Annotated in this window: 18 protein-coding genes; 7 read left to right on the top strand and 11 right to left on the bottom strand. The window is 60.2% G+C overall.

The window, feature by feature from the left end:
* Positions 1-169: 169 nt before the first annotated feature.
* Genes ACR0JN_RS01165 through ACR0JN_RS01155 form a run of 3 tightly spaced genes read left to right on the top strand, consistent with a single transcriptional unit; the run spans position 170 to position 3,527 of the window.
* Complete coding sequence (locus ACR0JN_RS01165) at positions 170-1,243, top strand: AI-2E family transporter (RefSeq protein WP_480816614.1); 1,074 nt, start codon at positions 170-172, stop codon at positions 1,241-1,243.
* Complete coding sequence (locus ACR0JN_RS01160) at positions 1,244-1,933, top strand: P-loop NTPase family protein (RefSeq protein WP_480883592.1); 690 nt, start codon at positions 1,244-1,246, stop codon at positions 1,931-1,933. It abuts the gene before it with no gap.
* Between the two features lie 49 nt (positions 1,934-1,982).
* The gene (locus ACR0JN_RS01155) at positions 1,983-3,527 is read left to right on the top strand and encodes a Ppx/GppA family phosphatase (RefSeq protein ID WP_480884344.1); all 1,545 of its coding nucleotides are present in this window, start codon (positions 1,983-1,985) and stop codon (positions 3,525-3,527) included.
* An 8-nt stretch (positions 3,528-3,535) separates the two neighbouring features.
* On the opposite strand, the gene ACR0JN_RS01150 is transcribed toward ACR0JN_RS01155, so the two are convergent.
* The 6 genes from ACR0JN_RS01150 to scpA all read right to left on the bottom strand — a co-directional run bounded on the left by ACR0JN_RS01150 (position 3,536) and on the right by scpA (position 9,026).
* Positions 3,536-3,898, bottom strand: coding sequence for a hypothetical protein (locus tag ACR0JN_RS01150; RefSeq protein WP_480883590.1), 363 nt, complete (start codon positions 3,896-3,898; stop codon positions 3,536-3,538).
* A gap of 52 nt (positions 3,899-3,950) precedes the next feature.
* The gene (locus tag ACR0JN_RS01145; protein WP_480883588.1) at positions 3,951-4,943 is read right to left on the bottom strand and encodes an endonuclease/exonuclease/phosphatase family protein; all 993 of its coding nucleotides are present in this window, start codon (positions 4,941-4,943) and stop codon (positions 3,951-3,953) included.
* 4 nt (positions 4,944-4,947) lie between these two features.
* The gene (locus ACR0JN_RS01140; RefSeq protein WP_480883587.1) at positions 4,948-5,628 is read right to left on the bottom strand and encodes a TerB family tellurite resistance protein; all 681 of its coding nucleotides are present in this window, start codon (positions 5,626-5,628) and stop codon (positions 4,948-4,950) included.
* Between the two features lie 45 nt (positions 5,629-5,673).
* Positions 5,674-6,162: an N-acetyltransferase family protein gene (locus ACR0JN_RS01135; protein WP_480883586.1), complete on the bottom strand. Its 489-nt coding sequence runs from the start codon at positions 6,160-6,162 to the stop codon at positions 5,674-5,676.
* Positions 6,159-6,761 carry a VOC family protein gene (locus ACR0JN_RS01130; RefSeq protein WP_480883585.1) on the bottom strand — a complete coding sequence of 201 codons (603 nt, stop codon included), beginning with the start codon at positions 6,759-6,761 and terminating at the stop codon, positions 6,159-6,161. Before ACR0JN_RS01130 ends, ACR0JN_RS01135 begins: the two co-directional genes overlap by 4 nt.
* Before the next feature lie 138 nt (positions 6,762-6,899).
* Positions 6,900-9,026: a methylmalonyl-CoA mutase gene (gene scpA / locus ACR0JN_RS01125; protein ID WP_480883583.1), complete on the bottom strand. Its 2,127-nt coding sequence runs from the start codon at positions 9,024-9,026 to the stop codon at positions 6,900-6,902.
* Positions 9,027-9,187: 161 nt separating this feature from the next.
* Between scpA and ACR0JN_RS01120 the strand changes: the two genes are divergently transcribed.
* Positions 9,188-9,634: a DUF4174 domain-containing protein gene (locus ACR0JN_RS01120; RefSeq protein WP_480883581.1), complete on the top strand. Its 447-nt coding sequence runs from the start codon at positions 9,188-9,190 to the stop codon at positions 9,632-9,634.
* A gap of 76 nt (positions 9,635-9,710) precedes the next feature.
* Here the strand turns inward: ACR0JN_RS01120 and ACR0JN_RS01115 are convergent, their stop codons facing one another.
* Together ACR0JN_RS01115 and ACR0JN_RS01110 are read right to left on the bottom strand one after the other, a co-directional pair.
* Positions 9,711-11,756 carry an acetyl-CoA carboxylase biotin carboxylase subunit gene (locus ACR0JN_RS01115; protein WP_480883579.1) on the bottom strand — a complete coding sequence of 682 codons (2,046 nt, stop codon included), beginning with the start codon at positions 11,754-11,756 and terminating at the stop codon, positions 9,711-9,713.
* 117 nt (positions 11,757-11,873) lie between these two features.
* Entirely contained in the window at positions 11,874-12,077 is a 204-nt protein-coding gene (locus ACR0JN_RS01110) for a hypothetical protein (RefSeq protein WP_480816624.1), read from the bottom strand.
* A 701-nt stretch (positions 12,078-12,778) separates the two neighbouring features.
* Between ACR0JN_RS01110 and ACR0JN_RS01105 the strand changes: the two genes are divergently transcribed.
* Positions 12,779-13,879, top strand: a complete 1,101-nt coding sequence (locus ACR0JN_RS01105) for a DcaP family trimeric outer membrane transporter (protein WP_480816625.1) — start codon at positions 12,779-12,781, stop codon at positions 13,877-13,879.
* Between the two features lie 86 nt (positions 13,880-13,965).
* Here the strand turns inward: ACR0JN_RS01105 and ACR0JN_RS01100 are convergent, their stop codons facing one another.
* The 3 genes from ACR0JN_RS01100 to ACR0JN_RS01090 form a co-directional block, all read right to left on the bottom strand.
* The gene (locus tag ACR0JN_RS01100; protein WP_480883577.1) at positions 13,966-14,319 is read right to left on the bottom strand and encodes a hypothetical protein; all 354 of its coding nucleotides are present in this window, start codon (positions 14,317-14,319) and stop codon (positions 13,966-13,968) included.
* A gap of 127 nt (positions 14,320-14,446) precedes the next feature.
* A complete protein-coding gene (locus tag ACR0JN_RS01095) occupies positions 14,447-14,821 on the bottom strand; it encodes a DUF6497 family protein (RefSeq protein ID WP_480883575.1) in 375 nt (124 codons plus the stop codon).
* Between the two features lie 220 nt (positions 14,822-15,041).
* Positions 15,042-16,574 (bottom strand): acyl-CoA carboxylase subunit beta, encoded by a 1,533-nt coding sequence (locus ACR0JN_RS01090; RefSeq protein ID WP_480883573.1) that lies wholly within the window; start codon positions 16,572-16,574, stop codon positions 15,042-15,044.
* 184 nt (positions 16,575-16,758) lie between these two features.
* On the opposite strand from ACR0JN_RS01090, the gene ACR0JN_RS01085 reads away from it, so the two are divergent.
* Together ACR0JN_RS01085 and ACR0JN_RS01080 are read left to right on the top strand one after the other, a co-directional pair.
* On the top strand, positions 16,759-17,964 hold the full coding sequence (locus tag ACR0JN_RS01085) for a multidrug effflux MFS transporter (protein WP_480883571.1): 1,206 nt from the start codon (positions 16,759-16,761) through the stop codon (positions 17,962-17,964).
* A gap of 65 nt (positions 17,965-18,029) precedes the next feature.
* A complete protein-coding gene (locus ACR0JN_RS01080; RefSeq protein ID WP_480883569.1) occupies positions 18,030-19,430 on the top strand; it encodes a helix-turn-helix domain-containing protein in 1,401 nt (466 codons plus the stop codon).
* Positions 19,431-19,468: the final 38 nt, after the last annotated feature.

Below are 19,468 nucleotides of genomic sequence, written 5' to 3'. Positions count from 1 at the left end.
GGCAATCGCGCATTGGCGTTTTTACAGGTTCCGGCCTGTTGGATCGGATTTAGGCCAGTCCTTATAACCCTCACCCCACGGATCGCCCCTACACGGCCCCATGAACCGCTTGCATCGGTTCGCCCCTTGGGCCAAGAACATCTGGAAGCGCCTGAACAAGGGGACGGACATGGCTTTGCCTGTAAAGGATCAGCTCAGATACTGGGGCATCGCTGCGGTGATCTTTGTTCTGATCCTGTGGGCACTTGGCGATGTTCTGCTGCCCTTTGTGATCGGTGGAGCCATTGCCTATTTTCTGGACCCGGTCGCGGATCGGCTGGAAAAGCTGGGCCTGTCCCGCATGGCGGCGACCGGCATTATCACCGTGGTCGGCGTGCTGGGCTTTGTGGTTGCGATTCTGGCGGTCGTGCCCGCGCTGGTGACGCAGTTGATTGACCTGATCGACGTGATGCCCAGCCTGTTCAAAGAGCTGCGCGCCTTTATCGAGAAACAGTTCCCGTCCATTCTGGACCGCGAGTCCAGTTCGCATCAGTTTCTGGTGTCCTTGGGCAATACGCTGAAATCCAAGACCGGCGATGTGCTGCAATCGGTCGTCACCTCGCTTGGTTCGGCCATCAATGTGGTGGTCCTGCTGGTCATCGTGCCGGTCGTCGCGGTCTACCTGCTGCTGGACTGGGATCGCATGATTGCCCGGCTCGGAGAACTGCTGCCGCGCGACCACGCCCCGACCATCAAACGGCTGGGCAGTGAGATTGACGCGGTTCTGGCCTCATTCGTGCGTGGCATGGGGACGGTCTGTTTGATCCTCGGAACCTACTACGCCGTTGCGTTGATGCTGGTGGGGCTGCAATTCGGCCTGATCGTCGGCTTCATCGCCGGGCTGGTGACCTTCATCCCCTATCTGGGCGCGTTGATCGGTGGTACGCTGGCCATCGGGCTGGCGCTGTTCCAGTTCTGGGGCGATTGGGCCCATGTGGGACTGGTGGCCGGTATCTTCGCCGTTGGTCAGGTGACCGAGGGTAATTTCCTGACCCCCAAACTGGTCGGCAGTTCCGTCGGCCTGCACCCGGTCTGGCTGCTGCTGGCACTGTCGGTCTTCGGCGCGCTGTTTGGTTTTGTCGGGATGCTTGTCGCGGTGCCGGTCGCGGCGGCGCTTGGGGTTCTGGCGCGGTTTGCGACCTCGGTCTATCTGGACAGCCGCCTTTATACCGGGCTTGAAGGTCAGGATCAGGACGACACGTAAATGGCCCTGCAACTCAGCTTCGATCTGCCAGCCAAGACCGCGCTGGGGCGAGAGGATTTCTTTGTCTCCCCCGCCAACGCGCTGGCAGTGGCGATGATTTCGGCAACCTCATGGCCCGGCAACAAGCTGGTTCTGACCGGCCCGGCGGGCGCGGGCAAAACCCATCTGGCCCATGTCTGGGCGGCTGAAACCGGCGGGCGGATCATCAAAGCCGCGGACCTGCGCCACGAGGATGTGCCCGACCTGTGCCACATGCCAATCGCGGTCGAGGACGTGCCGATGATCGCGGATGACATGGAGCAGCAGAAAACTCTGTTCCACCTGCACAACCTTGTTCTGGCCGAGGGGCATTCCCTTCTGATGACCGGGCGTCTGGTTCCGAAATTCTGGCAGTTGCCGCTGGCCGATCTGCAAAGCCGGGTCGAAGGCGCGCACCATGTTGCACTTGATCCGCCCGACGATGCGCTGCTGGGCGCGGTGCTGGCGAAACTCTTTCTGGACCGGCAGCTTAACCCCGGCCCCGAGGTGATCGCCTATCTGGTCAAACATATGGATCGCCGCTTTGAAACCGCCGCCAATGTGGTCGCGCAACTGGATCACCTGGCCCTGTCGGAAAAGCGCGACATCACCCGGGCGCTGGCGGTTCGGGTGCTGAATGCCGATCCCGACAAGGACGATACGAATGATTGACCCACAACCGGCGATTTCGCATCCTGAGGCCGGATCATCTGGGAAAGACATGGAACAGACCGTCGAAACCGACATTCCCGATTGGGGACCTTTCGGAAAACCTCTATTCGATGATCCGGGGGCAAGGGCGCTTTCGCGGGTTGGGGTTGTCGATGTTGGATCGAACTCGGTCCGGATGGTGATCTTTGATGGTGCTGCCCGCTCACCCGCTTATTTCTACAACGAAAAAGTCATGTGCGAACTGGGCGCGGGCCTGTCCGAAACGGGGCGTCTGAACCCGCTGGGGCGCGAACGTGCTCTGGCCGCGCTGCTGCGGTTCCAGCAACTCGCCCGCGATCTGGACCTGCCCGGTTTGCATGTGGTGGCGACCGCCGCCGTGCGCGAGGCGAAAGACGGCCCCGATTTCTGCAAACAGGTGAAAGACGAGACCGGTCTGGATGTTGAAACGATCGATGGTCAGGAAGAGGCTCGCCTTTCTGCCCAAGGCGTTCTGCTGGGCTGGCCCGGTGCCTATGGCCTGATCTGCGATATCGGCGGATCGTCGATGGAACTGGCCGAGATCGGGGACGGTCAGGTGGGCCGCCGCATGACCTCGCCCCTTGGTCCGCTCAAGCTGCGCGACATCAAGGGCGGGCGGCGAGCCCGAAAGGCGCATATCAAATCCACGATGGAAGAGCTGCGTGGCGAGATGGGAAAGCAGCGGGACCGCCTGTTTCTTGTCGGCGGCAGTTGGCGTGCCTTTGCGCGACTGGATATGCTGCGCCGGGGGTATCCGCTGAACGTGCTGCATGAGTACCGCATGACCACCAAACAGGTGCATCAGACCATCAAATTCATCGAAGCCAACGATCCCGAAAAACTGCGCAGCAAGGCTGGTGTTTCGGGGTCTCGCATGGCGCTGATCCCCTACGCGATGGATGTGCTGGCCCGTTTGATCCGGACGTTTAAACCCAAGGACATCGCAATCTCAAGCTACGGTATCCGCGAAGGGCTGCTGTATGAACAGATGTCGCAGGAACAGCGCGACCGCGACCCGTTGATCGAGGCCAGCCGGTTCTCCGAAGCCAAAGATGCCCGCCTGCCCGGCTTTGGCCGCCATCTGTACGAGTTCGTGATGCCGCTGTTCAAATCCGCCCCACCGGCGCGGGTCCGGCTGATCAAGGCGGCCTGTCTGTTGCATGACGTCAGCTGGCGCGCGCACCCCGACTACCGGGCCGAGGTGTGCTTTGACAACGTAACCCGTGCCAATCTGGGCGGATTGAAACACTCGGAACGGATCTTCATCGGGCTGGCCCTGCAACACCGCTATCGCAACAAACGCGAGGGGAACCGGTTCACCGAATTGTACGACCTGCTGGACGAACCCGCGCAGAAACAAGCCGAGATTCTGGGCAAGGCGATGCGGTTCGGCGCGATGCTTTGGATGCACAACAACGCCAATATGGCGCGCATGCGGTTCTACCCGAAGAAACGGCAGCTTGAACTGTTCCTGCCCAAAGCCGCTGGCCCGTTGTTCAGCGAGGTTGCCCAGGCGAGGCTGAATTCACTGTCCACCGCGCTGAAATCCGAAACCCGCGTGATCATCAAGGGCTGAGAGCCGGGTCAGATATCGGTCAGACCGTCATCGGGGGCCTCTTCGGCCTGATCGGGTTCCTCCGAGGGCTCTTCGGGAGGTTTTTTGCGAATGATGATATCCCCGTTCGGCAGTATCTCGGGTGCCTCGTAGACGCTCCAGTCTTCGATCTCTCCGGCAAGGTCGGCCAGTGCGGGCCCCATTTCCTCAAAGAATGACTGCATCGCCGGGCCGAATTTCTGGGCCAGCCCCAGCAATTCGTCCAAGGTGGGCGACATCTCTTCCCGCAGGCCCTCAAAGAACAGTTCGGCCCCCTGCTCCATCAGGGATTTGCCGCTGTCTTCCTGCGCAAGGGTGGACGTGGCAAGGGCAGCGGAAACGGCACCGATCATCAGGACATGTCTCATGGTTAAAATATAGGCCAGCTTGGGATGGCTTGAAAGGTCACAGGTCAATATCCAGCGTCACGGGGAAGTGGTCCGAAGCCGTCAGCAACGCCTCCCGCAATTCCGGCTGCGACCAACAACCGGTATCGCGAAACGGATGCCAGATGCGCCACGCGGGGCGGCGCGCGCGCAGGTTCTGCGTGACCATGATGTAATCCAGAAGCGCCTCAAGAAATTTGCCCTCTTTCGGTCGGGCAAACCGCGCGGTCGATGGCACAGAGCCCGGACGCGGACCATGCGCCGTGACCGCGTGGGGGTCAAACAGCCCGGCCTGCAGCAAAATTTCGACCGAGGAACGACCGAACAGATGTTCGAACTCATCCAGACCGGGCCCGTCGTTCAGATCGCCCAACAGGATCACCGGCTCATCCGCCGCCACATGCGCTGCAACCCGCCGGGACAACCAGATCGCCTGCGCCAGTTGCTTGCGCCGGTTGGCGATCGAGATGCGGATGGCTTCATCCCGGCTTTCAGCCCCATGCGGCGCTTTGGATTTCAGATGCGCGCCGATCAAGCGGAACGCGAAACCCGCCCGTGTCTCCACCGCCAGTTCCATTGGGGGCTTTGAGAACCGCACCACATCCTCGGTCGCATCCACGTCCAGATCAATCCGGAAGTCCCCGTCAAACCGGGGCGCATTCTGATTCTGCTGCGGATCGTGACGCGCGTTCAATACGTCTGGATCGTAAAGCAGCGCCAGTTCCTGATGCGTGTTATTGGGAAAGCCCATGATCGCGTTCGAGGTACGCAGACCAAACGCCTCGGCAAATTCCTGCAACGCCCGGACAGTATTCTGGCGCTTTCCGGTGTTCGGAGCTTCGACGATCAGAACCGCATCCGCGTCAATCGCGGTCAGCACCTTGGCAATCGCCTCGACCTGCTGCGCCTTTGTCACGTCGTGCCGACCGGACCAGCTATCATCCACGATCAGCTTGTCATCCCGGTCAAACAGATTGGCGAACCATTCGATATTGTAGGTCGCCAACCGCATCCGATCAGGCCTGTGCGCCGTTGATCTCGTCCCAGGCGCGGTTGATGTCGATCATCTTCTTCTCGGCCAGTCGGATGGCCTCCTCGGGCACACCCCGCGCCATCATGGCGTCGGGATGGGTGTCACGAACCAGTTGCCGCCAGACCTTGCGGATGTCGGGCAGCGGCATGTCATGCGGCACACCCAGAACAGTGTAGGGGTCTTTCGGCGCATCCGGCACAAACCGCGCCCGCAACGCCTGAAACTGAGCGTCCGTCTGGCCGAAAATCTGGCTGACCTCCTCGAGAAACTCATTCTCGTTGGGGTGATAGAACCCGTCGGCCATCGCAATATGGAACAGACCTTCCATGAGATCACACAGAGTGGTGCTGTCCTCGTTGAACATCCGCGCGATCTTGCGGGCATAATCCTGATAGCCCGCAACATCGGTTCGGGCCATGTTGAAGACCCGCGCCGCGCCTTCTTCATCCTCACGGGCGATCTGGAACACGTCGCGAAAGGCCGTGACCTCATCCCGCGTCACCTGCCCGTCGGCTTTGGCCATTTTAGCCCCAAGCGCGATCACCGCGATGGTAAACGCCACCGACCGTTCGGGCGGTGAGCGCAGTTTTTCGAAAACAGCGGCAAGGCTCTCGCCCTGGGCAAGCGCGCTGAGCGCATCTGATATGCGGGTCCAGATCGACATGGGCGTACCCTAGCGTTCCAATCCAGGACTGTCAGGTGCGACAGATCACCCGGACGCAATAATTTTCTGCATCAACACAAGATCCAGGCGCTGACCCCATTTGAATCCGACCTCGGGCATCCGACCCACTTCGGCAAAACCAATTGCAGCGTGAAACCCTATGGCTCCGGGATTGGCCGAAGAAATCCCGGCCACCAAAACATGCACTTCCTCCGCACGGGCCGAAGCTTCCAACGCCACCATCAAAGCCCGCCCCAGTCCACGACCCCGTGCCTCGGGTGCCAGTTGGATCGTATGCTCGCGGCAATGGGCATAGCCCGGACCGGCGCGGAACGGGCCATAACTGGCAAAGCCCACCACCTGCCCGTCCAATTCGGCGACAAGATAACCGGGGCCACGCACCCGGATATCCTCCGCGATGCTCTCGGCACTGCGTTCCTGCGTTGTGAATGTCACCAGCGTATCGCGGATGATTGCGTTGGTGATCTGAGCAATCGCCTCAGCATCCCCGACGCGGGCCTGACGAACGCTCATTCCAACACGCGTAAGCCGTGCGGTGTCTCGAATTCCGCCCGCAAAGCAGTGGGGCCGGTATCAAACACCACATGGTCCAGTTCACCCAATTGCCGCGCCAATGCCAGAGCCTCGGGATGATACACCACCAACCGACGCAACCGGCACAGACTGTCCTGCAACATCTGAGCCGGATGCAGATCGCCCTGCCACTGAATGAGCGCAGGAAACAGGTTGTCAAACAGCAGACGCCCACTGGGCGGCACAGCCATCCGCCACCGCAACGCACCACGGCTCAGATCAATAGGCTGCCCGGTGCCATCGGGAAACACCGACAGCGAGGCTTCAATATCACTGACCCGACAGATCCAGTTGGTCAGGCGGGGCGCTCCTTCAAACCGGTCCAGATCAAACCATCGGGTCCGCTCAGGGTTAGGCGCGTCAGGATCAATGGCGATAGCCTCAAGATACAGCCCACCCTTCAGACCAAGCAGCCGGTTATGCGTGCCGAACTTCTCGTGCTTTCCGCCCTCCTGCAACGGAACCCCCAGCGCCTCTTCCACATACGCCGCCGCCTCTGCCAGAGTGGCCCCAGCCACCGCAATATGATCCAGTTCCATAACACCCTCCACCCCAACAACCCTATCCATCAAACAAAGGGGCGCAAGCCACAGCCGCGCCTTTCTTCTGTTTGAAAATACTTTCGGGGGTGAATTTGTCGCAAGGCAAAGAGGGGGCAGACAGCCCCCTGCCCCGCGTTACGCTTGCGCTTCGCCGATCAGACGCAGAATATCCTGCGCCGCCTCGGGGATATTCGTCCCCGGCCCAAAGATCGCTTTGACCCCGTGATCATAGAGGAACTGATAATCCTGCTGCGGGATGACTCCGCCGCAGATGACGATGATATCCTCGGCCCCGGCCTTTTTCAGCTCTTCAACCAGTTGCGGAGCCAGTGTCTTGTGGCCCGCCGCCTGCGAAGAAATTCCGACCACATGCACATCATTATCCACCGCGTCCTGAGCGGCCTCGGCAGGCGTCTGGAACAGCGGGCCAACGTCCACGTCAAACCCGATATCAGCAAAGGCCGTGGCGATCACCTTGGCCCCCCGATCATGGCCGTCCTGCCCCATCTTGACCACCAGAAGACGCGGGCGGCGGCCTTCGGCCTCGGCGAAATCCTCGATGGATTTCTGGATCGCCGCGAACCCTTCGTCGCCTTCGTAAGCCGCGCCATAGACGCCGGCCAGAGTTTTCACCTCGGCGCGGTGGCGGCCGAATTCTTTCTCCATTGCCATGCTGATCTCTCCTACGGATGCGCGGGCGCGGGCGGCCTCGACCGCGGCGGCCAGAAGGTTGCCGCCCTCGCGGGCGGTGGTGGTGAGGTTGTCCAGAGCCTGTTGGCAGGCCGCGTCATCGCGGGTCGCGCGAATGCGCTCCAACCGGGCAACCTGCGCCTCGCGCACGGCGACATTGTCGACATCCAGAATATCGATCGGGTCTTCCTGCTCCTTGCGGTATTTGTTGACGCCGACAATCACCTCGTCGCCCTTGTCGATCATCGCCTGACGCCGCGCTGCGCTTTCTTCAATGCGCAGCTTGGGCATGCCGCTGGCCACGGCCTTGGTCATGCCGCCCATCTCCTCGACCTCTTCCATCAGGGCCCAGGCTTTTTCGACCAGTTCGTTGGTCAGGCTTTCGATGTAGTAAGACCCGGCCAGCGGATCGACCACATCGGTCACGCCGGTTTCCTCTTGCAAAACCAACTGCGTGTTCCGCGCGATCCGGGCCGAGAAATCGGTGGGCAGGGCAATCGCCTCGTCCAGAGCATTGGTGTGCAGGCTTTGCGTGCCGCCCAGTACCGCGCTCATGGCTTCATAGGCGGTGCGGATCACGTTGTTATAGGGGTCCTGTTCCTGCAGGCTGACGCCCGAGGTCTGGCAATGGGTCCGCAGCATCTTGGAGCGCTCGGATTTCGCCCCGAAATCCGTCATCACCCGATGCCACAACGTCCGCGCTGCCCGCAATTTGGCAATTTCCATAAAGAAGTTCATGCCGATGGCAAAGAAGAAGGACAGCCGCCCCGCGAACTTGTCTACATCCATCCCGGCCTGCGTCGCCGCCCGCACATACTCGCGCCCATCGGCCAGCGTATAGGCCAGTTCCTGCACAAGGTTCGCCCCGGCCTCTTGCATGTGATAGCCCGAGATCGAGATCGAGTTGAACTTGGGCATCTCGTTAGAGGTATAGTCGATGATGTCCGAGATGATCTTCATCGACGGCTCGGGCGGATAGATATAGGTGTTGCGCACCATGAACTCTTTCAGAATATCGTTCTGAATGGTGCCGGACAGGACAGATTTATCATGGCCCTGCTCCTCACCCGCCACGATGAAATTCGCCAGAATCGGGATCACCGCGCCGTTCATCGTCATCGAGACCGAGACCTTGTCCAGCGGGATGCCGTCGAACAGGATCTTCATGTCCTCGACGCTGTCGATGGCCACACCAGCCTTGCCCACATCGCCCACAACGCGCGGATGGTCGCTGTCATAGCCGCGGTGCGTCGCCAGATCGAAGGCCACCGAAACCCCCTGCTGCCCGGCGGCCAGATTGCGGCGGTAGAAAGCGTTGGATTCCTCAGCCGTGGAAAAGCCCGCATACTGCCGGATCGTCCACGGACGGCCTGCATACATCGTGGCCTTGACCCCGCGTGTGAACGGACCAAACCCCGGCAAAGACCCCATATGCGGCAGATCAGCGGTATCGGCCTGCGTATAGAGTGGTTTGACGTCGATGCCTTCCAGCGTTTCCTTGGTCAGATCGTCCAATGGTTTCCCGCGCAGCTCTTTCTCAGCCAGCGCTTGCCAGTCCTTCATATCGGTCATTTCAACTTCCTCTCGTCGGTTCGGATCGCGGGGTCATACCTTCCGCAGATGTTCAAAAACGCCCAGCCAATTGGCCCAAGCGCGAAATTTTGAGCGATGCGTGCAATTCGCCGGTCGCATTCGTTTGATCAGTGGCTATATTCAATAGAACAGGAGGCCACATGACACGCACGCTTGCCCTTGTTTTCTCGGCACTATTCCCTCTGGCCGCGCTGGCCGCGGACGGGTCTGCCCCTGCGGACGACGCTTTTGTGCGCCCCGCAGGTGACAGCACGCTGGACGAGTTTTTGTGGGTCAACCGGCCCATTGTGGTCTTTGCCGACACCCCCGCAGACCCCCGGTTCCAGCAACAGATCGACATGCTGACCCAAGGCGAGGCGGCCATGCGGGATCGCGATGTGGTCGTGCTGACCGATACCGATCCTTCGGCGCGGTCCCCGATCCGGTCGCAGCTGCGCCCGCGCGGGTTCCAGATGGTGTTTGTCGACAAGGACGGGGTGGTCAAGCTGCGCAAACCTTCCCCGTGGAGCGTGCGCGAGATTGGCCGGTCCATCGACAAGACCCCCCTGCGCGAACGCGAGATCCGCGAACGACGCGAGGGCGGCTGAGCGCTTTCGCCACGCCCCCGGCCCCCGGCGACAGGCGCCGGGAAGCAACTGGGATATGACAAAAGCGCGGTCATGATCACTCGAACTCGATGATCACGTCGTCCACGGCAAGGCTGTCGCCCGCACCGGCGTTGATCTTGGCGACCTTGCCCTTCTTCTCGGCACGCAGGATGTTTTCCATCTTCATCGCCTCGATGGTGCAAAGCGCCTGCCCCTCCTGCACGTCCTGACCGACTTCCACATCGACCGTCACAACAAGGCCGGGCATCGGGCAGAGCAGCATTTTCGAGGTATCCGGCGGTAGTTTCTCGGGCATCAGCCGGGCCAGTTCGGCCTGACGCGGGGTGCGCAAATGCACTTTCACGTCCGCGCCCCGGTTGCGGATGCGGAACCCGCCCGAGATCTTGCCCACCTTCAAAACCAGCGGGCTGCCGTCCACATCCAGCACCGCAAGTTGATCACCCGGCGTCCAATCCGATGCGACGCGCATCGCGGTGCCATCCGCAAAGGTCACGGTCGAGCCGTCCTTGTCCGCATCTATACCAACCGCAAACTCATGCCCCTGCAGGGTCACAACCCAATCCGAGCCGACTTTGCGTTCGTGATTGTCCATCCGACCCGACACGCGGGTGCGGCGAATCTCGGCCACCCGGTGCATGGCCGCGCAGGAGGCGGCGATGCGGCGCAGGTCAGCCTCGGGCAGTTCGACGCCTTCGAAGCCGTCCGGGTATTCCTCGGCGATGAAGGCGGTGGTCATGTCACCCTTGATGAAAATCGGATGATCCATCACCGCCGACAGGAAGGGCAGATTGTGGCCAATGCCCTCAACCTCAAAACTGTCCAGCGCCACGCGCATCGCCTCGATCGCCTGATCACGGCTCGGGGCCCATGTGCAGAGTTTGGCGATCATCGGGTCGTAATACATGCTGATCTCGCCGCCTTCATAGACACCGGTATCGTTGCGCACCGCCGCAGGCCCTTCGGGCGCATCGCCCTGCCATTTGCCATTGACCAGCATCGGGCCAGCAGCCGTTTCCTGCGGCGGGCGATAGCGGGTCAGACGACCGATCGAGGGCAGGAAGCCGCGATACGGGTCCTCGGCATAGAGGCGGTTTTCGATGGCCCAGCCGGTCAGGGTCACGTCGTCCTGCGTGATGGTCAGTTTTTCTCCAGCCGCCACGCGGATCATCTGTTCGACCAGATCAACGCCGGTGATCAGTTCAGTCACCGGGTGCTCCACTTGCAGGCGGGTGTTCATTTCAAGGAAGTAGAAGTTCTTCTCACCATCGACGATGAATTCCACCGTCCCGGCGCTGGCATAGTTCACGGCCTTGGCCAAGGCGACCGCCTGTTCGCCCATCGCCTTGCGGGTCTCGGGGTCAAGGAAGGGCGACGGGGCCTCTTCCACCACCTTCTGGTTCCGGCGCTGGATCGAACATTCACGCTCGCCCAGATAGATGCCGTTGCCGTGGCTGTCGCACAGAACCTGAATTTCGATATGGCGCGGCTGGGTTACGAATTTCTCGATGAAGATCCGATCGTCGCCAAAGGAATTCGCGGCCTCGTTCTTGGAGGACTGGAAGCCCTCGCGCGCTTCGTCATCGTTCCACGCAATCCGCATCCCCTTGCCGCCGCCCCCAGCGCTGGCCTTGATCATCACGGGATAACCGATGTCGTTCGAGATTTTCACGGCCTCATCGGCATCTTCGATCAGACCCATATAACCGGGCACGGTCGAAACCCCCGCATCCTGCGCGATCTTCTTCGAGGTGATCTTGTCGCCCATACTTTCGATCGCACCGACCGGAGGCCCGACGAACGCAACACCTTCAGCATCCAACGCCTCGGCGAATTTCGAGTTCTCGGACAAAAAGCCATAACCCGGATGTACCGCCTGCGCGCCGCTTTGACGGATGGCATCCATGACCTTGTCGATCACGATATACGACTGGTTGGCCGGCGGCGGGCCGATATGCACCGCTTCGTCCGCCATCGAGACATGCAGCGCGTTCTTGTCCGCATCCGAATAGATTGCGACGGTGCCGATACCCATCTTGCGGGCGGTCTTGATGACCCGGCAGGCGATCTCGCCCCGGTTGGCGATCAGGATCTTGTTGAACATGGAACGTCCTTTGTCTTGGTGTTCTGGAAACGCAAAACGCCGCCACGGGGCGGTGACCCCACGACGGCGTGATGCGCGATGGCGGACGGGACGGCGCGCGCCCCGGAAAAACTTGGTTTAGTTACAGGTGTTCTGCGTCTTGCAGTAGAGCACGTTGCCCGCAGCACCGACGGCTGCGCCCAGCAGCGGATCGGCGTTGAGGACTGCCGCCCCAACCGCGCCTGCGCCGCCGCCCAGAATTGCCTGCTCACCCGTGGTGTCGCCGCAGGCGGCAAGGCCCGCACAGGTCGCCACGGCAAGAATGAGTCGTGAGAATTGCATGTTATCTGCCCCTTCAGGTTTCTTGATTCACTGACGTGCACTTGCCGGAACAAGCCCTTGTTATTCAATATCAGAGGCCGAATTCGCAGGTTTTGCGCAGGATTACGCCAGTCCGGGCGTGGGGCGCACCCAAAGAAAAACGCGGACAGGACATTGTGGGGAACACAAGCCTGCCCGCGGAAGGAAGGGGTACGGAATAGTAGGTGCATGTGCGACGCAGGCAAAGTAGAGCCGCACGGCCCGATCAGAATGCACAGCACAATCGAAGCCGCAAACACAGTATTGTTTCCAAGAGATTTTCCGGCTGGAAACCGCCCATTGGGCTGAAATCCGCGCAACTTCGTGCCGACACTGATTTGTGAACCGAACCGGGTGCAACCGCCCTGATCTGTCACGTTTCTGTTACACGCAGAGCTGTGACAGCGCTCTTTTGCACATGCAGCATCACGGCGCTTGCTGTGACTTCCGACAAAAATCTCATTACCATGCAGACGGTTAACCGACCTGTTCACCCAGCCGTGATTTCTAAGCGATTCCAATGCACTTTTCCTTGAGAAGTCGCGTGACTTTCGTCCCGTTCTCGTGATTTCCCTCGCTGACATTTGCGTGAAATTTTGCGTGTGCACACTCGCACACAAGGAAACACCCATATGATTATAAAGAGAAAAAAGGCAATTCTGCTTGCTGCCTCTGCGTTTAGTGTGACCAGCACGCTCGCTTTTGCCCAGGATGCAGGGACTCAGGCCGAATTGGATGAGTTGCGCCTGCGCATCGAAGCCCTCGAATCCCAAGGGCCCGGTTCGACCCCCGGCGAATTCAGGATCGGAAACACCACGCTTGACGTGTACGGCTATGTCAAAGCCGACTTCTTCTACGACTTTGACTTCGACCAGGGCGACACTGCGTTCGTGAACGTTGTGGGCGAGCCCTCGGCTGCCACAAGCGGCACGTTTGGTGCTACCGTCCGTCAGTCGCGGATCGGTTTGCTGACCACAACGCCCAGTGCCATCGGTGATATCGGCGGCCAGTTGGAACTTGACCTGTTCGCAGGCGGTGGTGCCGCCGAACTGCGTCTGCGCCATGCCAATATCCGCATTGGCGACGAATGGCTGATCGGTCAGTTCTGGACCAACTTCCAACCGTTGGACACCTATCCGACCTCGGTTGAATTCAACGGTCCAGTGGGTATCGCTTTTGCCCGTGTCCCGCAGGTTCGCTATACCAACACAATCGGCAGCAACGCCGAGTTTGCAATCTCGATCGAAGAAAATGTCGGCGGCTCGAACTCGGATGACCCCGTTTTCACCGCCTCTGCGGAATACAACGATGGTACCTACATTGCCCGTGGCGCCGTGCTGTACGGTAAAGCCGAAGGTGGCGGTGTCGAGGTTGACCAAACCGGTCTGACATTGTCGGGTTCGGCCCGTCTTTGGGAAGGCGGCCTGTTCCAGGTCAACTACGTTACGGGTGAGGCACTTGGCCCCTGGCTGATCGGTCTGGGTGATGCGGTTGTCGGTGGCGAGGCCAACGACGTCGACGGTTTCACCGTCGAACTGCGGCAACAACTGGGTGAGAAATGGAACGTCGGTATCGCCTACGGCTACGAGGACTACGACCTGCCGACCTCGACCGGCACCCTGTCCTTTACCGAGCTTGAGACGATCCACGTCAACGCCTTCTACCAGGCCACCGAGTCGCTGACACTGAGCGCCGAGTACATCTATGGCGAACGCAATGACACGATCTCGGGTCAGGATTTTGACGCCAGCCGGGTTCAGGTTGCGGCGCAGTTGAACTTCTGAACGCATAACACGGCCCTGCCCCCTTTGGGGCGGGGTCTTCGACGGGGCGATGCCCGCGCGATGATATGCGACAGCCGCGTTCACGCTCAGCCCATTCTGTCGAAAATATCGGGGAAGGATTGCCGCGCCGCGTCCAGATCAATCACTAACAGCGCGTCGTAGCTGGCGGCATCAAAGGGGTCTTCGGCCGGTACAACCTCGCGCTCGAACAGCCAGCTCAGCCGGCCCGCATCCAGATTGCCCCGCTCGAATGGCTGATCGCCGAAATGTTCCCACAATGCCTCAAAGAACGCCGCGTCGGCGCGTCGATCTGCCGGTTTGCGGTCGCGAAACCGCTCGCGACGGGTTAGCGGCGTGACGCCTTTGGGATTAGCCCGACGAATGGTGAACTGATAGTCGGTGCCGGGCAGACGTCCGGGAAATCCGCGATGTTTCAGCATGTCAGCTTCCCAATTCCCGATAGGTTCAGCTTGAAAGAGAAACGGCAGCCGCACAGGGATGAATTCATAACGCGCACCTCCGAAGCTGCATCGCTTGTCCGAAATGTCATGGCCTCATGAACGTATGTCACCAAAGCCCCTCCCAGATGCATCCGGACTGATCCAGCCGATAGGTTTCGAAAAACTGGGTTGCATCCGGAGCGGCATCGCCAAATTCCACCGGACGATCAGACAAAGAGATGACCACGCGCGCCGGTTCCAGTTGATGCTTTGCGACATAGGCCACGGCCAGTGTCTGGCACAAATGCTCCATATCGTTCGAGGCCACGTCATGACCGATCCGACCAACCTGCGCACCTATCTTAGGCGCGATAAAGCGGAACCGCAGCCATAGCTCGCCGGGATTGTTGTCCAACAGAACGTCGCTCAGCTCCACAGGCTGCCCCGATGGGACAGGCAGCAAGGCTTGGGCCGACGCAGATGAGCCGAGAATCGAGATCATCAAACATATGGCGCGACCCCGGACCCGCCACTGGCAGGCTCCTCCTTCCGGGGTCGCGCGCGCAGTGCTGTTGGCCTGCGCAGTTCTATGTCTGACGAGACGGATCATTCGTCTATTTGGCGGCTGTTGTCAAACATGCCTCAGTCTGAGGTTTTTGTTTAACAACCCACTTGACCTTTCCGGGATTGGTCTGGGGCGGCATCCGCCACCCCAAACAGGATTACAGCGGAATATTGTCGTGCTTTTTCCACGGGTTCTTCAACTGCTTGCCTCGCAAGCTTGCGAACGCGCGGGACACACGGCGGCGGGTCGACTGCGGCATGATCACCTCATCCACAAAACCGCGCTCGGCGGCGACGAAGGGATTCGCGAAACGATCTTCGTAGTCCGCAACGTGCTGAGCCGTCTTTTCCGCATCTGCCAGATCCGCGCGGTGGATGATCTCGGTCGCGCCCTTGGCACCCATTACCGCGATCTCAGCAGTCGGCCAGGCATAGTTGAAATCGCCGCGCAGATGCTTGGACGCCATAACCACATATGCGCCGCCATAGGCCTTGCGGGTGATCACGGTGACCTTTGGCACCGTCGCCTCGCCATAGGCATAGAGCAGCTTGGCACCGTGCTTGATCACGCCGCTATATTCCTGCTGCGTTCCCGGCAGGAAGCCCGGAACATCCACAAGCGTCAGGATCGGAATCTCGAAACAGTCACAGAAGCGCACAAACCGCGCCGCCTTGCGCGAACTGTCGATATCCAAACACCCGGCCAGAACCATCGGCTGGTTGGCGACAACACCGACAGTCTGACCTTCCAGCCGGATGAAGCCGGTGATGATGTTCTTGGCGAAATCTTCCTGAATTTCGTAGAAATCACCCTCATCCGCAATTTTGGTGATCAGTTCCTTCATGTCATAGGGCGTATTCGGGTTGTCCGGCACCAGCGTGTCCAGCGACGTTTCCACCCGGTCTGGCTGGTCAAAGAACGGACGCACCGGGGGTTTCTCGCGGTTGTTGAGCGGCAGAAAATCGACCAGACGCCGTACCTCGGCCAGTGCCTCGACATCGTTTTCGAATGCGCCATCGGCGACCGAGGATTTCTTGGTGTGGGTCGAAGCCCCGCCCAGTTCTTCGGCCGTCACGACCTCGTTGGTGACGGTTTTCACCACATCGGGTCCGGTCACGAACATGTAAGACGAGTCTTTGACCATGAAGATGAAATCGGTCATCGCCGGGCTATAAACCGCACCACCCGCGCATGGCCCCATGATCATGCTGATCTGCGGCACCACGCCCGAGGCGGTGATATTGCGCTGGAACACTTCGGCATATCCGGCCAACGAGGCCACGCCTTCCTGGATTCGCGCCCCGCCCGAGTCGTTGATCCCAATGATCGGCGCGCCGTTCTGCATCGCCATATCCATGATCTTGCAGATCTTCTGGGCGTGAGTTTCAGACAGCGAGCCGCCAAAAACCGTGAAGTCCTGACTGAACACATAGACCATGCGCCCGTTGATCGTGCCCCAGCCGGTGACGACCCCATCCCCGGCATGCTGTTGTTTTTCCATTCCGAACTCGGTGCAGCGATGGCTGACGAACATGTCGAACTCTTCAAAGCTGCCTTCATCCAGCAACAGCTCGACCCGCTCGCGCGCAGTCAGCTTTCCACGCGAATGCTGCGCGTCGATCCGCCTTTGCCCGCCACCCAGCCGGGCGTCATTGCGGCGGTCTTCAAGCTCGGAAAGGATGTCTTTCATGGCGATAGTCCCCTTTGAAATTTGGACGGACCCTACCTGTTCCGCCCCGGACCCCAAAGAAGTTTTCGGCAAATTTGCATAATTTTAGCAATTCAACTTGTGAAAAGTGTAAAATTGCTAAGTTTCAGCATGATACAACTTAGGTGTCTGGCTTTCGTCAGCACGCTGACTATACATGTGAACCATGCAGTTCAGCTTGTCCTCGGTTCACCGTACCCCACCCACAATAACCACACTTGTATTGCTTTCCGGGCTGTCCGCCCTGAGCATGAACCTGTTCCTGCCAAGCCTGCCCAACATGGCCCTGTATTTCAACACCGATTACAAGGTCATGCAGCTGTCGATCGCCCTCTATCTTCTGGTGAACGCAGCCCTGCAAATCCTGATCGGCCCGATTGCGGACAAGGCCGGGCGCAGACCGGTTTTGCTGTGGGGGCTGGCGCTGTTTCTGCTGGCGACCCTTGGTTGCATCTACGCCCCAAATGCCGAGGTTTTTCTGGCCTTCCGAATGTGCCAGGCCGTTGTCGTGGTCGGCATTGTTCTTAGCCGGGCGGCTGTGCGCGACCTGTATGATCAGGATCAGGCTGCTTCGATGATCGGCTATGTCACGATGGGAATGGCAGTTGTTCCCATGATCGGTCCAGCTATCGGCGGCGTATTGGAAGAATCCTTCGGCTGGAAAGCCAATTTCTGGCTGCCCTTCGCAGTGGGCGCGCTGGCCTTATTCCTGACCTTCACCGATTTTGGAGAAACCTCGGCCAAAAGCGGGAAGACCCTTCTGCAGCAATTCCGGGAATACCCCGAATTGCTGACCTCCCCCAGGTTCTGGGGCTATTCGCTGTCCTCGGCGTTTTCCTCGGGCGCGTTCTTCGCCTATCTCGGCGGCGCGCCGTTTATCGGCACCGAGTTGTTCGGCCTCAGAGCCGTTGAGGTCGGCGTCTATTTCGGTGCACCGGCGGTGGGATACTTTCTGGGCAACTTCATCAGCGGACGATATTCGGTGCGCTTCGGCGTGAACCGGATGGTGTATTGGGGGTGCTGGCTGAATGCGGCAGGCGTGGCAATCTCGGCCGTTTTGTTTCTGGCCGGGATGGGTACCGCGCTCAGCTTTTTCGGCTTCATGACCTTTGTGGGCATCGGCAACGGCATGACCATTCCCAACGCCACCTCGGGCGCGCTGTCCGTGCGCCCTCATTTGGCGGCAACAGCATCAGGGCTGAGCGGGGCGATCATGCTGGGCGGCGGCGCAGGGTTGAGCGCCTTGGCCGGGGCGTTACTGACCAGAGAGACCGGTGCCATGCCGCTGCTATGGCTTATGCTTGCCACCGCTGTTTTGGCCATCTGCGCCATTGCAACCGTTGTCTGGCGCGAGCGGCAACTGGGCTTGTAACGCCGCTTGCCCTTCGGGCTTTGCAAAGTTAGCTTGCGCTCAAAGAAAAGTTGCAAAGGCACCGCATGGCAACCCAGAAACTCTATGCAGGGGCGAAACTGCGCGAGATGCGCACGCGCCTGGCCCTGACTCAAAAAGAATTCGCCGCCAAGCTGGGCGTGTCGCTCCCATATGCCAACCAAATGGAGAACAATAACCGTCCGATATCCACCACGGTCGTACTGGCGCTGGCGCAGGAATTCGGCATGGATGTCACCGAGCTCAGCACCGGCGACAGCGAACGCCTGGTGTCGGACATGCGCGAGGCTTTGGCGGACCCGGTCTTTGCCGATGCCATCCCACCGCTTGCCGACCTGCGCCTTACGGCCAGCAATGCCCCCGCCCTTGCCCGCGCCTTTATCGAGCTGCACAGGACCTACCGCCAGACCCATGAACGCCTTGCTTCACTGGACGAGGCTTTGGGCCGCGAAGACGCCCGCATTCAGGCCAGCCCCTGGGAAGAGGTGCGCGACTTCTTTCACTATTGCGACAACTACATCGACGCGGTGGACCGCGCGGCGGAACTGTTCGCACGACGCGCTGACGGCTCTGGCGGCGTCCGTCAGGCGGCGCTGACTGGCCTGTCCGAGCGCGGCATTCAGGTCATGTTCACGGATATGGCCCCGCTGCGGAGCTATGACACCGAAAGCAAAATCCTGCGCCTGTCCTCACGCGCAGCACCTCAGACGCAAGTGTTTCAGTTGCTGCTGCAGATGGCGCTGATCAATCAGGACCAACTGCTGGAAGCAACGTTGGACTTCGCCAAGTTCCAGAGTGACGAAGCCCGGTCAATCGCCAAGATCGGCCTGGCAAATTACTTTGCCGGGGCTTCGCTGATGCCCTACGCGACCTTTCTGGCCGCCGCGCAGGAAGACCGGCATGATCTCGAATTGCTCAGCAACCGGTTCGGTGCCTCGATCGAGCAGGTCGCCCACCGCCTGTCCACGCTGCAAAGACCCGGCGCAAAGGGCATTCCGTTTTTCTTCGTGCGCGTCGATCAGGCGGGCACGATCACCAAACGCCACTCGGCCACACGCCTGCAGTTCGCGCGCTTCGGTGGGGCCTGTCCGCTGTGGAACGTGCACCGCGCCTTTGAAACCCCCGGTCACTTCCTGCAACAACTTGCCGAAACACCAGACGGGGTACGCTACATCTCTCTGGCGCGGGACGTGTCGAAATCAGGCGGGTCGTTCGGCGCACCTGTCCGGCGCTACGCCATCGCGCTGGGATGCGAAGTGCGCCACGCTCCGGCTTTGGTTTATGCGGACAACCTCGACATCAACAACGCCAGCGCATACGAGCCCATCGGCATCTCGTGCCGCATTTGCGAACGGCAGACCTGCCACCAGCGCTCGGTTCCGCCGCTGGAGCGCCGCCTGACAATCGACACCCATACCCGCGGCACGCTGCCCTACGAAGTCACCTGATCTTCTTCTGTTCAAATATACCTCGGGGGAGTCGCGGC

This window comes from Ruegeria sp. G12 (assembly GCF_056533565.1).
Note: the sequence above shows the minus strand (reverse complement) of the source record. Positions and strands in the feature narration are given on the sequence as shown.

Excerpts from the sequence above, each read along its gene's own strand:
- ACR0JN_RS01115 (WP_480883579.1), bottom strand. The coding sequence starts at position 11,756 with ATGTTCAACAAGATCCTGATCGCCAACCGGGGCGAGATCGCCTGCCGG.
- ACR0JN_RS01095 (WP_480883575.1), bottom strand. The coding sequence starts at position 14,821 with ATGATCTCGATTCTCGGCTCATCTGCGTCGGCCCAAGCCTTGCTGCCT.
- ACR0JN_RS01140 (WP_480883587.1), bottom strand. The coding sequence starts at position 5,628 with ATGTCGATCTGGACCCGCATATCAGATGCGCTCAGCGCGCTTGCCCAG.
- ACR0JN_RS01130 (WP_480883585.1), bottom strand. The coding sequence starts at position 6,761 with ATGGAACTGGATCATATTGCGGTGGCTGGGGCCACTCTGGCAGAGGCG.
- ACR0JN_RS01080 (WP_480883569.1), top strand. The coding sequence starts at position 18,030 with ATGGCAACCCAGAAACTCTATGCAGGGGCGAAACTGCGCGAGATGCGC.
- ACR0JN_RS01160 (WP_480883592.1), top strand. The coding sequence starts at position 1,244 with ATGGCCCTGCAACTCAGCTTCGATCTGCCAGCCAAGACCGCGCTGGGG.
- ACR0JN_RS01155 (WP_480884344.1), top strand. The coding sequence starts at position 1,983 with ATGGAACAGACCGTCGAAACCGACATTCCCGATTGGGGACCTTTCGGA.
- ACR0JN_RS01120 (WP_480883581.1), top strand. The coding sequence starts at position 9,188 with ATGACACGCACGCTTGCCCTTGTTTTCTCGGCACTATTCCCTCTGGCC.
- ACR0JN_RS01135 (WP_480883586.1), bottom strand. The coding sequence starts at position 6,162 with ATGAGCGTTCGTCAGGCCCGCGTCGGGGATGCTGAGGCGATTGCTCAG.
- ACR0JN_RS01145 (WP_480883588.1), bottom strand. The coding sequence starts at position 4,943 with ATGCGGTTGGCGACCTACAATATCGAATGGTTCGCCAATCTGTTTGAC.
- ACR0JN_RS01110 (WP_480816624.1), bottom strand. The coding sequence starts at position 12,077 with ATGCAATTCTCACGACTCATTCTTGCCGTGGCGACCTGTGCGGGCCTT.
- ACR0JN_RS01090 (WP_480883573.1), bottom strand. The coding sequence starts at position 16,574 with ATGAAAGACATCCTTTCCGAGCTTGAAGACCGCCGCAATGACGCCCGG.
- ACR0JN_RS01165 (WP_480816614.1), top strand. The coding sequence starts at position 170 with ATGGCTTTGCCTGTAAAGGATCAGCTCAGATACTGGGGCATCGCTGCG.
- ACR0JN_RS01100 (WP_480883577.1), bottom strand. The coding sequence starts at position 14,319 with ATGCTGAAACATCGCGGATTTCCCGGACGTCTGCCCGGCACCGACTAT.
- ACR0JN_RS01150 (WP_480883590.1), bottom strand. The coding sequence starts at position 3,898 with ATGATCGGTGCCGTTTCCGCTGCCCTTGCCACGTCCACCCTTGCGCAG.
- ACR0JN_RS01085 (WP_480883571.1), top strand. The coding sequence starts at position 16,759 with ATGCAGTTCAGCTTGTCCTCGGTTCACCGTACCCCACCCACAATAACC.
- scpA (WP_480883583.1), bottom strand. The coding sequence starts at position 9,026 with ATGACCGATATGAAGGACTGGCAAGCGCTGGCTGAGAAAGAGCTGCGC.